Here is a 14130-nt window from a genome sequence, read left to right as displayed (position 1 = left end):
GCCACGTTTCACCGTGTCTAGGTCAGGCGGGCTCGGCCACTGTCAACCGCAGTGGTTAATCTCCCCAGCGTTCAGACACCACACGATCTGTCGCCGCCGACGCGGCTCCGCCTTCAGCATATCAAGTGTCGTGCAATGCTATATTCGATAATGTTGAGATATGTTGCAGGATTTTCGACACGGGGTCCGGCGTCAAAACTGGCTTTCGGGATCGCCGCTGATTTCCACCTTGTCACCTTGGATGGCGCTGTCGATGATGACGGTGGCGATGAAACACATCCGAACGACCAGCAGGCAATAGAACACCAGAGAGACGATCGCCGTCGTGTAATGCTTCAACGCTGAGCGCTTCGGAAGCCGTGCGGTGAATCTATCGAGACCGTTTCTGGCGAGACGACCGATCGCCACGAGCAGGAACAATAGCGTGATGATATATCCGCTTGCCGATGCTGCCCCGAGCAACTGAAACATGAGAAGACACCCGCACCACGTAAAAAGTTCTGGTTTCGGAATGACGCTTTCAAGCAGACGAAACCCGGTAGAAAGATGCCGATAGGCTCCGTCGGGAACGCGGCGCGTCGGCGATGAGAATTCGGCCACGTCTATTCAGCCCGCTCCGCGCTTGATGTGGAACGGCGACTTAAAAGAAGAGATGTGGCAGCACGCCACCGAGATGCCCTCGCCGCACCTGCAATCGACGTCTCCTTCGTAGCCGCGGCTTTTTGGACCGCATCAATCCTGCCTGTCCTCGACTCCGTGAGGGCCGCGATCCTTCTTAGAAATGCGTCGCTGTCGAACTCCTTAGAGGAGCGGACGGACTTCGTGGCCGACTGGACAGTATGGAAGAACACCTCCAGATTGACGACCGGTATCGGCTTGATATTTCGGACCATATCGATATCCGATCGCATCGTTACGGCCAGAAAATATCGGTCCGAACGCAAGGCGTCGAAAAGCTCCGGCACCGAGGACACAGCCGCCGCGACATATCCGCTCTCATTCAATTTCGAGACGATATCGCAGGCAGCGTCTTTTCCGAGAAAGACGAGAATTGGCTTTTGCTGATTGCTTTGCGCGGAAGACATCACTGGCACACTCCTGACCTGTCGCCAAAAGTGTAGCCCGCATCGACGCTTCTGTTTGTTCGGTTTTATTCGGTTTTATTGGGCCAGGGAGCGCCCGCAAAATTCATCAAATTCAGCACCGAAGGTCTTCGGATTTCGGGGGCATTCACGACAATACCGCCCTGAGCCAGGGAGGCATTCTGTTCGTTCGCTTTCTCAGCAGCTTGTCGATCGATATCGATCCCGCGCCCGAAACCGCGAGCACGAACATGCCGCCGGCAATCGCCAGGTCCTTCTCGAAATGCAGCAGTTCGTTCTGGCTCTCAAAATTCGTGTGAAAGAGCAAGGCGGTCGCCAGGCAGAAGAGCGCCAGCGCCAATGCCCCAAGCCGGCTGAGGAAGCCTGTCGCGACGGAAAGGCCGGCGCCGATCTGCAGGGCAATGGTGGCAAGCGCGACCGGCGCCGATAGCCCCAGTTTTGCGAAAATGTCGAAAGTCGCGGTGATATCTGCCGCGAGTGACCAAGCTTCGTGCAGGAAGATTAGCGACAGCAGAAGCCTGCCGAGGAGAAGAATGAGATCGGCCAGTCGGGGCCGGCTTGAGGCGCTTTCCATCATACCCTCCGATTTGAAGAGCAGGTGGTTAGCCCGCTCAAGGCAAGGCGGCATTATAGCAGGCTCGCCCCGACATTTATCGCAAGCGCCAGGATCGTCGTATTGAACAGGAACGACAGCACGGCATGCAGCAGCGTCAGCTTGCGCATGCTGGTCGAACTGACCGCGACATCCGCCGTCTGTGCGGCAACGCCGATGGTGAAGGAGAAATATAGGAAATCCCAGTAGCCGGGCTCTTCGATCCCGTCCGGAAACTTCAGCCCACCCTCCTCGTCCGCCCCGCCATAGAAATAATGGGCATAGTGGATGGTGAAGAGTGTATGCAGGAAGATCCAGGAAATCAGGATCGTCAGAACCGCAACACCTGCCCGCGCCAGCGCGACGTCAGGTGCCGCCTCCTTGATCGAATGAAGCTCGAGGCCGATCCCGGCAATGCTGGCAAGTGCGGCACCGATCGACAGAGCCAGCAGGACGGTGTCGGAGAAATCGAGATCCTCCGAACGTTTCCGGATGCTTTGAACCGTCGACCGCAGCATCTTGCGCCAGCTGAGCGCGACAAAAACGCCGGCGCTGACATTCCAGCCGAACAGGATATTGCCGGCGCTGACTTCGCGTGAGGTCAGCGCCAAGAAGACCACCAGTCCGGCAACAACGGCGAAGATGAAGCTCGCATGCTTGTAGGCAAATGCTGCAAGCGAATTTGCCCGTTCCTCATCCGCCATATCGGTCTCCGACAGCATATGCCCTTGATAACAGCATGAAAAAGGCGCGCCTGCCAGCCGGCAGCCGCGCCTCCGATTGTGGCCGAGCCTTATCAGGCGGCGGCGAGCTGCAGTTCCTTCTGCACCATGGTGCGCAGCGTTCCGAGATCCTTGGCGAAGGCGCGGATGCCTTCGGCGAGTTTTTCCGTCGCCATCGCGTCTTCGTTCATCATCCAGCGGAAGGTCTTCTCGTCGACGGAGACCTTCGGATCCGGCTTGCGGCTCTCCGGCGAGAGCTTGCGCTCCAGCTTGCCTTCATCCTTGGCGAGCTCGTCGAGCAGGTTCGGGCTGATGGTCAGGCGGTCGCAGCCGGCAAGGGCTTCGATTTCGCCGGCGCTGCGGAAGGAGGCGCCCATGACGATCGTCTTGATGTCGTTCACCTTGTAGTAGTTGTAGATTTCACGGACGGAGATGACGCCCGGATCTTCCTCGGCAGTGTAGTCCTTGCCGGTCGACTTCTTGTACCAGTCGAGGATGCGGCCGACGAAGGGCGAGATCAGGAACACTTTGGCGTCGGCGCAAGCGATCGCCTGGGCCTTGCTGAAGAGAAGCGTCAGGTTGCAATCGATGCCTTCCTTCTGCAGCACTTCCGCAGCACGGATGCCTTCCCAGGTGGAAGCGAGCTTGATGAGGATGCGGTCCTGGTCGATACCGCGATCCTTGTAGGCGGCGATGATTGCGCGCGCCTTGGCTAGCGAAGCCTCGGTATCGAAGGAAAGATCGGCGTCGACTTCGGTCGAGACGCGGCCCGGGACGAGTTTCACCAGGGCTGCACCGACGGAGATGGCGAGGCGATCGGCGACGGCGGAAGAAACGGCTTCGGGATTGCCGCCCTGCTTCTTGCCCCAGGCGACGGCTTCCTTGATGGCGTCGGCAAACATCGGCGTGCCGAGAGCCTTGAGCACGATGCTCGGGTTCGTCGTGCAATCGACCGGCTTCAGGCGGGCGACGGCTTCGATGTCGCCGGTATCGGCGACCACGGTGGTAATCTCGCGAAGTTGGTCAAGCTTGGATGTCATGGTCAATAATCCTTGTTGAACTTGGGCTGCGACCGGCGCGAGTTCCGCCGGGCAAAGGTGATCTACCGACAGGTTGTTTGCATGCTGCAGGCGAAAATGCGCGCATCCGTCACGGATGATTCATAAACGTGAAGGACAGTGGCCGTGTTCCGGCCGCGAACGAACGGCTGCTCGCACGCAAGCGATACCGCTTGCGGCTGGAAGGCCGGTCGTGACTTTCGGCATGCCCGCACTATGTCCTCCTCGGACGGACAAGAACGACGTGTGTCACCCGGACTATCGCCATTCGCCTTGCGAAAAGTCAAGGACATTTGTGCATTTCAATTGACATAAGTGTCACACCCGTCATTATCCCCGGCAACAAAAGCGTCGTCAACGCCTTCATCCCACGAGGGATCTAGGGCAGGAAATCGCGCGGAGGAGATGTGGTCAAGCTCAAACGCGGCACGCACACGGCCTATTCGGAGGCATCCTCGCTGCGGCTCAGGGCGGCATGGCTCTATTACAACGAGGGTCTGACCCAGAAGGACGTCGCCGAACAGCTCGGCATCAGCCGCACGACGGTGATCCGTCTGCTTGACGAGGCGATGAAGCGCAGCGAAGTCCAGATCTGGATCAACGATTCGATCGGCGACTGCGTTGAACTTTCGGTGAAGCTGGAGCGCGCCTATGGCCTCGACGAGGCGATCGTCGTCCCAGCGCCGGTCACTGGCGACGTCAATTCATTGGCTAAAAATGTCGGTCTGGCGCTTGGCCAGTTCCTCTCCGAAGCCATCCCCGACGATTACACCATCGGCGTCGGCTGGGGCCGCACCATGACCGCCTCGCTGTCGAGCTTCCGGCCGCCGCGCCGCGCCAATTGCAAGGTCGTCTCGCTGCTCGGCGGCATCGTCGCCGTGCATCAGACGAACCCGATTGATTACACATGGCGGCTGGCAAACCAGCTCGGCGCCGAATGCTACATGTTCCTGGCGCCGCTTCTGGTCGACTCCATCGAGACCAAGCGCAACCTCATCGAGAAATGCGGGCTGGACACGATCTACCGTCTCGCCGAAAACCTCGATCTGGCGATCGTCAGCTGCGGCGATATCGGCCCCCATTCGACCTCGCTGTCGGAGGGCTGGATCTCGAAGGCCGAGCTGCAGGAACTGATCGATGCCGGCTGCGTCTGCGACACGATGTTCAACTTCCTCGACAAGGACGGCAATTCGGTGGACCACTCGATCAATCGGCGTGTGATGTCCGTCGATCTCGACACGCTGAAGGAGGCAAAGCACATCGTGCTCTCCTCCGGCGGCGCCCATCGGGCCGTGGCGATCCGTGCGACGATCAAGCGCATCGGCTGCAACACGCTGATCACCGACGAAAGTGCTGCACGGGCGTTGTTGGAATTGGCAGAAGCCTCGCCGCCCGTCTCTTCTCCCCAGCGGGGGTCCGAAGGACGGGTCGAGACCCGTGGCTCGACCCCGGTCGGTGCCGACAGGCGATGAGGGGGTGAGCGACGCAAGGAGCGAACGGTCGGAGCGACAAGCGACGAACGAGCTACGTCACCGCCCTCGTCCACCTCTTCTCGCCACCTTTGCCGCCCGAGGAGGCGGCACGCTATCAGGCGTGCGCCGATTCCCAGCCGAGCATCGCCCGCTTGCGGGTGAGGCCCCAATGGTAGCCCGTCAGCGCGCCGTTCTTGCCGAGCGCCCGATGGCAGGGCACCACGAAGGAGATCGGGTTTGCCCCGACCGCCGCACCCACGGCGCGCTGCGCCGTCGGGCTGCCGATATCGTTGGCGATATCGGAATAGGTGACGGCCTTGCCGAACGGGATTTTCAGCAGGCTCTGCCAGACGCGCACCTGGAAGTCCGTGCCGATCAGCACGACACGCAGCGGTTGGTCGGAGGACCATTTGCCGGGCTCGAAGATGCGGGCGGCATAGGGAACCGTCGCCTGCAGGTCTTCGACATATTCGGCGTTCGGCCAGCGGCAGGTCATATCCTCGAGGCAGGCCCTCTCGTCGCCGGAATCGCTGAAGGCAAGGCCGGCAAGGCCGCGGTCGGTCACCATGATCAGCGCCACGCCGAAGGGGCAGATGTGGAAGCCGTAGCGGATGATGAGGCCACCGCCCTTGGCCTTCCATTCGCCGGGCGACATCGCCTCATGGGTGACGAAAAGATCGTGCAGGCGGCTCGGCCCGGAAAGGCCGACCTCGATCGAGGTCTCGAGCAGCGGCATGTCTTCCTTGCGCAGCAGCCGCTTGGCGTGGTCGAGCGTCACCGCTTGCAGGAAGCCCTTGGGCGATAGCCCGGCCCAGCGGGTGAAGGTCTTCTGCAGCTGGGTCGGCGACTGGTTGAGCCGCGCCGCGATTGCCTCCAGCGAAGGCTGGTCGCGGTAATCCTCGGTGATGAGTTCGATCACCCGACGGACAATGTCATAATCAGGGCCGTCAGGCGTGATGTCTGTCTGCAGGTTGGCAATCATATTCATCGTCTTTCTCCTTGTAACAAGGAGATAGTCAATAGGGGATGAGCAAACCACCCGATTCTTGCGCATCCGCCGGATAGGCTCAGATGCGCTGCTTGACCGTCGCCAGCGCTCCCTTGAAGGCCTTGGCGAAGCTTTCGCGATCATCGGGATTGAGGAAGGAGCCGATATCCGTGCGCCGGCCTTCGCCGAAGATATGCATGGAAAGAATACCGATCTCCTGGTGCCGGCGAACGAGGAAGCGCGTCCAGAACGGATTGAAATGATGCTCCACCATCCGTCCCGAGGGCGCAAACTTGCGCACCGACACATCCGTGCGCGATACCGTCACCTGTTCGCGCGCTTTCCCGGAGCGGTAATTCAGCCAGAAGGCGCCATAGAGAAGCAGGAAATCCAGTCCGAAGAACAAGCCGATCGGCCAGGCCCCCGTCGCGATGAAGAACGTGCCGTAAAGCAAGCAGACGGCACCGGATAGGGCAAGCAGCACCTTGAAGCCCCGGCGGCCGAGCGATCGGTGGGGAAAGAGCTCGGCAGCGAAAACAGGCTGCTCATTGAAGCTGTCGGCGTTGCTTTCCATCATGGCTGCCGATTATAGAGTTTCCATGGCGAATCCGAAACTCAAATCCGTTACTAAGACGCTGCAGGACGCGAATGTGATCGCCCGCCGCAAACCGGCGGCCGCTGTGCGCACGGCCTATTCGCTGGCCGAGCGCGAGGAGATCTTCCGCCGCTTCTCGGTGCAGCGGCCGGAACCGAGAGGCGAACTCGAGCACACCAACCCCTTCACGCTCGTCGTTGCCGTCGCACTTTCGGCGCAAGCGACCGATGTTGGCGTCAACAAGGCGACGCGCGCGCTCTTCAAGGTCGCCGATACACCGGAAAAGATGCTCGATCTCGGCGAAGAGCGGCTGCGCGACCACATCAGGACGATCGGCCTCTACCGCAACAAGGCGAAAAACGTCATCGCGCTCTCGCAGTTGCTGGTCGACCAATTCGGCGGCAAGGTGCCGGAGACCCGCGACGAACTGGTGAGGTTGCCGGGTGTCGGCCGCAAGACCGCCAATGTCGTGCTTTCCATGGCCTTCGGCCAGGCGACGATGGCCGTCGACACGCACATCTTCCGCATCGCCAATCGCATCAGGCTTGCCCCCGGCAAGACGCCCGACGAGGTCGAGGCGCGGCTGATGAAGGTGATCCCGAGCCATTACCTCTATCACGCCCATCACTGGCTGATCCTGCACGGTCGCTACACCTGCAAGGCGCGCCGCCCAGAATGCGAGCGCTGTATCATCGCCGATCTCTGCAAATCGCCGGAAAAGAGTTGGGATGTACCGGCGCCGCTGGTCGAGCTACCGCCGCAGGTGATCGGCGAGGCCGTCGAGTAGGACTGCGATCGCCTGCTCGTAATGCCGCCTTTCAGCGCCCGCCTCGATCGCGATCGCCGCGCGATCGAAGGCCGCCGATAGCAGCGACGTCAGCGGTTCGAGCATAGCGCCGGCCTCTGGAAGCATCGCTGCTAGCCCTGCCCGCAGCGTCGCTTCCGCATTGTCTGCATCGATCGCCGCACTCGCCAGCGGGCCGAGAACGGCAGGTGCCTCGATCAGCAGCAGCCGGGTGCGCCCTTGCGCCATCATCGCATCGAAATAGGCCGAAGCGCCGGCGATCAGCATGGCACGCGGCGCGTCGCAGGATGCCGAGCGCGCCTCGATCGCCGCGGCCACCGCGCGCGCCTCGCATTCGATAACCGCCCGAAAAAGCGCCTTCTTGTCTTCAAAATGATGGTAGAGCGCGCCACGCGTCACTCCCGCCGCGGTGACGATCTCCGGCGTCGCGGTTTCGGCATAGCCTTTCTCGACGAAGAGACGTCGACCGGCAACGATCAGTGCCTGTCTCGTCTGCTCCGTTCTCTCGCGATTGCTGCGGCTCATGCACACCTCTTTACATACAAACTGAATGTATGTTAATAGTCAAAAACATACAGATTGTATGTAAATAAAAAGGAGGAAAAAGAGATGAAATCGACGAGCTATTATCCTGTCATGATGACCGACGACGTTGCCGGCACCGCCAGCTTCTATTGCACGCATTTCGGCTTCAAAGCTCTGTTCGAAAGCGACTGGTATGTTCACCTGCAATCGGCAGAGGAGGAGCATATCGCGCTTGCCATCCTTGACGGCAGCCACGAGACCATCCCGGCCATATCCCGCGGCAGGGTATCCGGCCTGCTCCTCAATTTCGAGGTCGCCGATGTCGATGCGATCTATGCAGCCTGCCGGAGCGCCGGCTTGCCAATTCTCAGAGAAATCCGCGACGAGGATTTCGGCCAGCGGCATTTCATCACCGCCGATCCGAACGGCGTGCTGATCGACATCATCAAGCCGATCCCTCCGAGCGCCGAATTCGCGGCGATGTATGACGCCTCCGCCCTGCCCGGCTGAGCCTCAGGCCGGCAAACCGGGATCCTTAGCGGAAACCAGCTTGTGCAGATGCACCATCATGCCGGCGGCAAAAAGCGGCGTCAGAAGATTGACGATCGGGATCGCCAGGAAAAGGGCGATCATCAGCCCACCGAGAAAGACGGTGGAGGCATGCTTGGCGCGGAAGAGCCGCGCCTCATCCGGCGAACGGAAGCGCATGGCGGCGAATTCGAAGAATTCCCGTCCGAGCAGATAGCCGTTCACCAGAAAGAACGCGACCAGATTGACGCCGGGTATGAACAGCAGCAGCAATGCCAGGATATTGCCGAGAATCACCACACCGAGAAACTTGATCGAGCTTACCATCGCCGGACCGAGCGGCATGGCGGTGCCCGGCGCGTCCTTGGGATAGTCGCGCTTTTCGATGACCTCGGCGACGTCGTCGAGAAACAGGCCGGCAATCAGCGCCGTCACCGGCGACAGCAGCAGCGCCAGCATGAGAGCAAGGCCGATTCCGGCAAAAATTGCGAAGATGAGAGCGAACCACCCCGCCCAATCCGGCATATCGGGAAAGAAGCTCGTGAGCCAGGGAAAGAGAAAGGCCATGAAGGCCCCGCGCAGCGCGAACCAGAGGCCGACAAGCACGAGAACCGTCAGGCCGAGCACCTTCCAGAAGACAGAGCGTGTTTCCGATGCGAACAGATTGGCGAGCGAAAGTCGAGCGGCGTCAAGAATCATGTCTCAGGCGTCTCCGGTTGCGCCGAAGATGTAGGGAAGATGGGGGCCACCGACAAGAGAGAATAAAATTGCATTCAGTAATAGAAAACTTGTCGAAAACCAAATACTAATATAATATTGTGGCATACATGAAATACGCACGGGCCTGAGAAGCAGCTTCCGAAATAGTTGCAAAGACAAGGGGTCGCAACAGCGCATCCACGGAACGCCTCTGAGGAAGATGGGGAGGCTGCCGTGGAAGACTTTGTGCAAAAACTCAGGCAATACGCAAAAACCGGCACACCGGCCGAGCGCCGTATCGCGAAATATTTCACCGAACATCTGAACGACCTGCCGTTTGAGACGGCTGCGTCCGTTGCAGACAGGCTGGATCTCTCGCCGATGACAGTCGGGCGCTTCCTGCGCTCGCTCGGTTATCAGGGATTGGACAGCGTCAAGGTGGAGATTCGCGAGACCGTGACGACATCGCCGGCACAATTGCAGAGCGCCATGAGCGAGCTGCATGCCGACGCCGCGGAGGGCAAACCGCTGGCCGTGCTGGTTGCCGAACAGATCCAGGCCCTCCATCATATCTATCATCTGACGGCGCAGCCGCACTGGTCGGAAGCCGTCGGCTTGATCAGCACTGCCCGCGAAGTGTCGATCGCCACTCATGCGCGGCTCGCAAGCCTGGCCAATCATTTCTGCCAGCGGCTGACGCAAGCCCGCGACGGCGTACGCACGCTCGACGCCGCCGACAACCGTTTTGCGGAACTCTTCGCCCGGCTGGCGGTCGACGACGCACTGCTCGTCATCATCGATTGTCGCCGCTTCGCCAAGGCGCGGCTGCTTGCCAGAACGGCGCGGCGCTACGGCTATAAGGTCGTGCTGATTTCGCCGCAGCAAGCGGACTGGATGGCAGACCAGTCGAACGTCATGCTGCCTCTGCCGCCCGCTCGTGCCCCCGATCTCGACAATCTTCCGCCGCTGATCGCGCTGCTCGATTGCCTGTCGGAATCCGTCATCCTCCAAGTCGGAGAAGAGGCGGCACTTCGCCGCCGCCGCATGATGGAGTTCGCGACCGTGCTCGGCGAGACGGCGAACCACTAATTTTAAAAGGATCATGCGCAGATTCAAAGTGATGGAGCGCCGCGCGGCACTCTATTGCATCGTTTCCAATTCGGCGCGGTGCCGGTGCATGGCGAGAAGACGGCGGTAGTCGCGGTCGTAGAGCGCCTGCTTCGCCTTGTCGGGAAGCCGTTCGTCGGCGCCCGGATACATCGCCTCGCCGGCCGCCGCCAGATCCTTGTACAGGCCGCAGGCGACGGAGGCTGCGATCGCAGTGCCGAGCAGCACCGCTTCGTTCATCTTCGGCACCACGACCTTGCAGCCGGTCGCATCGCTATAGAGTTCCATCAGCACCGGGTTCTTCACATGCCCGCCGGCGATATGCAGCGTATCGGTCATGTGGCCGTATTCCTTCATCATTTCCAGGATATGGCGGATCCCGAGCGCAATGCCCACCGCAGAGCGCCAGTAAAGCGCGCAGAGCCCGTCGAAGGACGTATCGAGCGTCAGCCCGCTGACCACGCCGACCGCATGCGGATCGGCGAGCGGCGAACGGTTGCCATGGAAATCCGGCAGCACGAAGATCCGCGCACCGAAGGCGTCGCCCTCCTCGGCCCGCAATTCGGCGATGCGCGCGACGATCCTCTGATGCAGCGCCGCCGTCGGCTCACCGCCGGCCGCATGCATGCGCACGATGTGGTCGAGCAGCGCGCCGGTCGCCGATTGCCCGGCCTCCACCAGCCAGGATTGCGGGAAGACAGCCTCGTAATAGGGACCCCACATGCCATGGCTCGGCTTGCGCTCCCGCGAGAACGTAACGATGCAGCTCGATGTGCCGGCAATCAGCGCCAGCTGGTGCTCGCGTTTGACAGGATCAGCGGCATAGCCGCCGAGCGCGCCGAGTGCGCCGGCATAGGCGTCGATCATCCCGGCAGCGACACGGCAGTCCACAGTCAGCCCCAGCGCTTCTGCCGCTTCCTCAGTCAGCCGGCCGACGCTGTCTCCGACAGGCGTGGTCTCATCCGGCAGGTGGCCGCGCGCCTGAAGGTCCTCAAGGCCGATCCGCTCCAGGAAGTCTTGCTGCCAGCCCTTTTCGAGATGGGCGAGATAGTTCCATTTCGCCGTCAGCGTGCAGCGCGAACGGGCGGCCGATCCGGTCGATTTCCACGTCATGAAATCGGCGAGATCGAAGAAGTAGCCGGCATTTTCCCATGTGGCGGGCAGCTTTTTCTTCAGCCACATCAGCTTCGGCATTTCCATTTCCGGCGACATCACGTGGCCGGAATGTTCGAGCACCCTGTGCTCCGTCGCCGTGCAGAAATCGGCTTCCTTCAACGCCCGGTGATCGAGCCAGACGATCGTGTCGAAACGCCGGTCGCCGCCTGTGGAAACGCTGAGCTGCCGGCCCTCGATGTCACGGACGACGAGCGAGCAGGTGGCGTCGAAGCCAATCGCTCCGACCGAGGCGGCGGCGATGCCGGATTGCTCCACCGCCCTGCGCACTGCCGTGCAGGCGGCCGACCAGATGTCTTCGGAATCATGCTCGGCATGGTTTTCGCGTGGCCGGTTCATCACGATCGGATGCTCGGCCTTGGCGAGCAGACGGCCGCGTACATCGAAGACGCCGGCGCGCGCGCTGCCCGTGCCGATATCCACCGCAACCACATGATCACGCATCAAGTCTTGGTCCCGTCCAGCTTATGGTTGCGGACAAGGTGTATCAAATCCGGCATGGCGTCAAACACCACATCAGGCGAAAGGCGGTCGAGTTCGGCACGATATCCGGTGAAATTGGCGTGTGATCCGCCGGTGAAGGCAAAGACCGTCATGCCTGCTGCCTTGGCGGCGGCAATGCCGGCCGGGCTGTCTTCGACGACAAGGCAATGAGCCGGCTCGACCTGCATTTCACGCGCCGCATGCAGGAAGAGATCGGGCGCCGGCTTGCCGCGCTTGACCATCGTTGCGCTGAAGATGTCGGGCAGCCTGTCGAGAAGCCCGGTCACCGACAGCGACAACCGGATTCGCTCCATCTGGCTGGAGGAGGCAACGCAGCAGCGAACGCCCAGCCCGTCGATCGCCGCGGCGATACCGTCGATCGGCTTCAGTTCCGTGCGAAAACGGGCGTAGAGTTCGATGCGGATACGCTCGAGGAATTCCTCGTCGGCATGGACGTTGAATTCGGTTTCCAGCGTATCGATGAGGGTCGACAGGCTGCGGCCGAGAAAACGCTCATAGGCCTGGTCCTCGGTGATCGAGACGCCGAGATCGTTCATTGCCCCGACGAGCACGCTGATCGAGATCGGCTCGCTGTCGACGAGTACGCCATCGCAATCGAAGATCACCAGCCGTGTTTCAGCATCAGCCATGCAAGACCCAACCTGAGTTCAATTCGGACGCGTTACCGTCCCGCTTCACTCGCAAGGCCGGATGAATGGCGGCAGTAGAGACCGCCACCGAATTTCTTACACTGCGAGCTTGCCGTCGAGATAGAGCTGCAGCGTCTCCCGCGTGCCCTTTTCCCACAGGGTTTTGAGAGCATGGCCGAAACGCTTGCGGAAAAGTTCGGACTTCGCCACTTCGCCGAAAATATCGTCGAAGACAAGGAAGGCCGACGGATCGTCCTTGGCTTTCAGCGCCGCCGCATGCAGGCGCTCTGCGCTCGCGTCGTTGAAGACGATCTCCTTGCCGCTGTCGGTCTTGCCGGCGAAATAACGGCACCAGAGTGCTGAAACCAGCGCCAGACCGACGACGTCCCTGCCCTGACTCAAATTGTCGAGCGTCGACGGCAGGATGAATTTCGGTTGGCGGTTCGAGCCGTCCTGCGCCAGCCGCGGAATGGTATCTGCAATCTTCGGATTGAGCAGGCGATGTTCGATCAGCGCGAAATAATCTGTCAGCGACGTGTTCGGCACCGGCGGTACGATCGGAATGATCTCGTCTTTCTCGAGCTTGGCGAGGAAGGCACAGATCAACGGGTCTTCCATGGAATCATGAACGAAATGAATGTCCATCAGCGCCGCCGGATAGGCGATCGCGGCATGCCCGCCGTTGAGGATGCGGATCTTCATATGCTCGTAAGGCGTGACATCGGCAACGAAAGTGACGCCGACCTTTTCCAGCGCCGGCCGGCCGGCGGTGAACTTATCCTCGAGCACCCATTGCTTGAATTCCTCGCAATAGACCGGCCAACTGTCCTCGATCTGGAAATTGTCCCTGAGGAAATCGATCTCGCGCTGGCTGGTCGCCGGCGTGATTCGGTCGACCATGGCGTTCGGGAAGGCGACATTCGCCCGGATCCAGTCGGCAAAGGCAGGGTCCGAAAGTGCCGCCGTGCCGACGACGGCATTGGCGGTGACGATGCCATTATGGGGAATGTTGTCGCAGGACATGACGGTGAAGGGGCCGATGCCCTTGTCCTTGCGCGCCTTCAGGCCGGCGACGATCAGGCCGAACACCGTCTTCGGCGCGTTGGGGTTCTCTCCGTCTGCGGCGATCGCCGGATGGGCCGGATTGAACGTGCCTGATGCATCGATGAAATAACCGCCCTCGGTGATCGTCATCGAAACGATGCGGATTTCGGGATCGGCAAGCCTGGCGATGATCGCAGCGGCATCACCGACCGGCAGGATGTCGATCATTGGCGCGGTGACGCGCGCCGCCGTCTTGTTGTTGTCCTGTTCGACCACCGTTGTCAGGAAATCCTGCGCCGCAAGCTTTTCGCGCATCGCGGCATCCGACGGCAGCACGCCGGCGCCGACGATCGCCCAGTCGTGATCCGTGCCGGCGTTGAAGAGATCGTCGAGATAGATCGCCTGATGGGCACGGTGGAAATTGCCGACGCCGAAGTGCACGATGCCGGCCTTCAGCGACGCCCTGTCATATCCAGGGATGGCAGCAGTGCGCGCCACATCCGAAAGCGTTGCCAGCGATAGTTTGCACGTCATGTTTCAGTCCTCTTGAAGGTCTTGCCGAGACGGCCGGGCGCCATCGCTCGGC

Annotated in this window: 16 protein-coding genes; 4 read left to right on the top strand and 12 right to left on the bottom strand. The window is 60.9% G+C overall.

Features of this window, described 5'->3' with window-relative positions; genetic code table 11:
• Positions 1 to 192 precede the first annotated feature (192 nt).
• The 5 genes from GR198_RS21535 to tal all read right to left on the bottom strand — a co-directional run bounded on the left by GR198_RS21535 (position 193) and on the right by tal (position 3457).
• Positions 193 to 471: a hypothetical protein gene (locus GR198_RS21535; RefSeq protein WP_029871810.1), complete on the bottom strand. Its 279-nt coding sequence runs from the start codon at positions 469 to 471 to the stop codon at positions 193 to 195.
• A 131-nt stretch (positions 472 to 602) separates the two neighbouring features.
• On the bottom strand, positions 603 to 1094 hold the full coding sequence (locus GR198_RS21530; protein WP_032983908.1) for a hypothetical protein: 492 nt from the start codon (positions 1092 to 1094) through the stop codon (positions 603 to 605).
• A 136-nt stretch (positions 1095 to 1230) separates the two neighbouring features.
• Positions 1231 to 1680: a DoxX family protein gene (locus tag GR198_RS21525; RefSeq protein WP_029871808.1), complete on the bottom strand. Its 450-nt coding sequence runs from the start codon at positions 1678 to 1680 to the stop codon at positions 1231 to 1233.
• Positions 1681 to 1730: 50 nt separating this feature from the next.
• Positions 1731 to 2399 (bottom strand): DUF1345 domain-containing protein, encoded by a 669-nt coding sequence (locus GR198_RS21520; protein ID WP_029871807.1) that lies wholly within the window; start codon positions 2397 to 2399, stop codon positions 1731 to 1733.
• A 92-nt stretch (positions 2400 to 2491) separates the two neighbouring features.
• On the bottom strand, positions 2492 to 3457 hold the full coding sequence (gene tal, locus GR198_RS21515) for a transaldolase (protein WP_029871806.1): 966 nt from the start codon (positions 3455 to 3457) through the stop codon (positions 2492 to 2494).
• A gap of 425 nt (positions 3458 to 3882) precedes the next feature.
• On the opposite strand from tal, the gene GR198_RS21510 reads away from it, so the two are divergent.
• On the top strand, positions 3883 to 4947 hold the full coding sequence (locus GR198_RS21510; RefSeq protein WP_050573663.1) for a sugar-binding transcriptional regulator: 1065 nt from the start codon (positions 3883 to 3885) through the stop codon (positions 4945 to 4947).
• Positions 4948 to 5062: 115 nt separating this feature from the next.
• On the opposite strand, the gene GR198_RS21505 is transcribed toward GR198_RS21510, so the two are convergent.
• Both GR198_RS21505 and GR198_RS21500 read right to left on the bottom strand, forming a co-directional pair.
• The gene (locus GR198_RS21505) at positions 5063 to 5935 is read right to left on the bottom strand and encodes a methylated-DNA--[protein]-cysteine S-methyltransferase (RefSeq protein ID WP_012759061.1); all 873 of its coding nucleotides are present in this window, start codon (positions 5933 to 5935) and stop codon (positions 5063 to 5065) included.
• A gap of 79 nt (positions 5936 to 6014) precedes the next feature.
• On the bottom strand, positions 6015 to 6512 hold the full coding sequence (locus GR198_RS21500; RefSeq protein WP_029871804.1) for a DUF2244 domain-containing protein: 498 nt from the start codon (positions 6510 to 6512) through the stop codon (positions 6015 to 6017).
• Here GR198_RS21500 and nth point away from each other — a divergent pair.
• On the top strand, positions 6511 to 7317 hold the full coding sequence (gene nth, locus GR198_RS21495) for an endonuclease III (protein WP_029871803.1): 807 nt from the start codon (positions 6511 to 6513) through the stop codon (positions 7315 to 7317). The genes GR198_RS21500 and nth overlap by 2 nt on opposite strands.
• Here nth and GR198_RS21490 read toward each other — a convergent pair.
• Entirely contained in the window at positions 7282 to 7860 is a 579-nt protein-coding gene (locus tag GR198_RS21490) for a TetR/AcrR family transcriptional regulator (RefSeq protein ID WP_029871802.1), read from the bottom strand. The genes nth and GR198_RS21490 overlap by 36 nt on opposite strands.
• Positions 7861 to 7944: 84 nt before the next feature.
• Here GR198_RS21490 and GR198_RS21485 point away from each other — a divergent pair, with 84 nt between their 5' ends.
• Positions 7945 to 8370 (top strand): VOC family protein, encoded by a 426-nt coding sequence (locus tag GR198_RS21485; RefSeq protein WP_029871801.1) that lies wholly within the window; start codon positions 7945 to 7947, stop codon positions 8368 to 8370.
• Positions 8371 to 8373: 3 nt separating this feature from the next.
• Here the strand turns inward: GR198_RS21485 and GR198_RS21480 are convergent, their stop codons facing one another.
• Positions 8374 to 9087 carry a sulfate transporter family protein gene (locus GR198_RS21480; protein WP_029871800.1) on the bottom strand — a complete coding sequence of 238 codons (714 nt, stop codon included), beginning with the start codon at positions 9085 to 9087 and terminating at the stop codon, positions 8374 to 8376.
• Between the two features lie 234 nt (positions 9088 to 9321).
• On the opposite strand from GR198_RS21480, the gene GR198_RS21475 reads away from it, so the two are divergent.
• Positions 9322 to 10176 carry a MurR/RpiR family transcriptional regulator gene (locus tag GR198_RS21475; protein ID WP_003543085.1) on the top strand — a complete coding sequence of 285 codons (855 nt, stop codon included), beginning with the start codon at positions 9322 to 9324 and terminating at the stop codon, positions 10174 to 10176.
• A gap of 51 nt (positions 10177 to 10227) precedes the next feature.
• Here the strand turns inward: GR198_RS21475 and GR198_RS21470 are convergent, their stop codons facing one another.
• From GR198_RS21470 to GR198_RS21460, 3 genes are all read right to left on the bottom strand, one after another.
• Positions 10228 to 11811 (bottom strand): FGGY-family carbohydrate kinase, encoded by a 1584-nt coding sequence (locus tag GR198_RS21470; protein WP_029871799.1) that lies wholly within the window; start codon positions 11809 to 11811, stop codon positions 10228 to 10230.
• Positions 11811 to 12500 carry an HAD family hydrolase gene (locus tag GR198_RS21465; RefSeq protein ID WP_017995242.1) on the bottom strand — a complete coding sequence of 230 codons (690 nt, stop codon included), beginning with the start codon at positions 12498 to 12500 and terminating at the stop codon, positions 11811 to 11813. Before GR198_RS21465 ends, GR198_RS21470 begins: the two co-directional genes overlap by 1 nt.
• Before the next feature lie 96 nt (positions 12501 to 12596).
• Positions 12597 to 14078 carry a mannitol dehydrogenase family protein gene (locus tag GR198_RS21460; protein ID WP_164069553.1) on the bottom strand — a complete coding sequence of 494 codons (1482 nt, stop codon included), beginning with the start codon at positions 14076 to 14078 and terminating at the stop codon, positions 12597 to 12599.
• Positions 14079 to 14130 lie beyond the last annotated feature (52 nt).

The sequence above is a fragment of the Rhizobium leguminosarum genome, from assembly GCF_010668065.1.
Taxonomy (GTDB): Bacteria; Pseudomonadota; Alphaproteobacteria; order Rhizobiales; family Rhizobiaceae; genus Rhizobium; species Rhizobium leguminosarum_S.
Note: the sequence above shows the minus strand (reverse complement) of the source record. Positions and strands in the feature narration are given on the sequence as shown.

What these genes read in the sequence shown, in the direction of transcription:
- GR198_RS21465 (WP_017995242.1), bottom strand. Translation starts at nt 12,500, where the DNA reads ATGGCTGATGCTGAAACACGGCTGGTGATCTTCGATTGCGATGGCGTA.
- tal (WP_029871806.1), bottom strand. Translation starts at nt 3,457, where the DNA reads ATGACATCCAAGCTTGACCAACTTCGCGAGATTACCACCGTGGTCGCC.
- GR198_RS21480 (WP_029871800.1), bottom strand. Translation starts at nt 9,087, where the DNA reads ATGATTCTTGACGCCGCTCGACTTTCGCTCGCCAATCTGTTCGCATCG.
- nth (WP_029871803.1), top strand. Translation starts at nt 6,511, where the DNA reads ATGGCTGCCGATTATAGAGTTTCCATGGCGAATCCGAAACTCAAATCC.
- GR198_RS21460 (WP_164069553.1), bottom strand. Translation starts at nt 14,078, where the DNA reads ATGACGTGCAAACTATCGCTGGCAACGCTTTCGGATGTGGCGCGCACT.
- GR198_RS21525 (WP_029871808.1), bottom strand. Translation starts at nt 1,680, where the DNA reads ATGATGGAAAGCGCCTCAAGCCGGCCCCGACTGGCCGATCTCATTCTT.
- GR198_RS21485 (WP_029871801.1), top strand. Translation starts at nt 7,945, where the DNA reads ATGAAATCGACGAGCTATTATCCTGTCATGATGACCGACGACGTTGCC.
- GR198_RS21505 (WP_012759061.1), bottom strand. Translation starts at nt 5,935, where the DNA reads ATGAATATGATTGCCAACCTGCAGACAGACATCACGCCTGACGGCCCT.
- GR198_RS21500 (WP_029871804.1), bottom strand. Translation starts at nt 6,512, where the DNA reads ATGATGGAAAGCAACGCCGACAGCTTCAATGAGCAGCCTGTTTTCGCT.
- GR198_RS21490 (WP_029871802.1), bottom strand. Translation starts at nt 7,860, where the DNA reads ATGAGCCGCAGCAATCGCGAGAGAACGGAGCAGACGAGACAGGCACTG.
- GR198_RS21520 (WP_029871807.1), bottom strand. Translation starts at nt 2,399, where the DNA reads ATGGCGGATGAGGAACGGGCAAATTCGCTTGCAGCATTTGCCTACAAG.
- GR198_RS21535 (WP_029871810.1), bottom strand. Translation starts at nt 471, where the DNA reads ATGTTTCAGTTGCTCGGGGCAGCATCGGCAAGCGGATATATCATCACG.
- GR198_RS21470 (WP_029871799.1), bottom strand. Translation starts at nt 11,811, where the DNA reads ATGCGTGATCATGTGGTTGCGGTGGATATCGGCACGGGCAGCGCGCGC.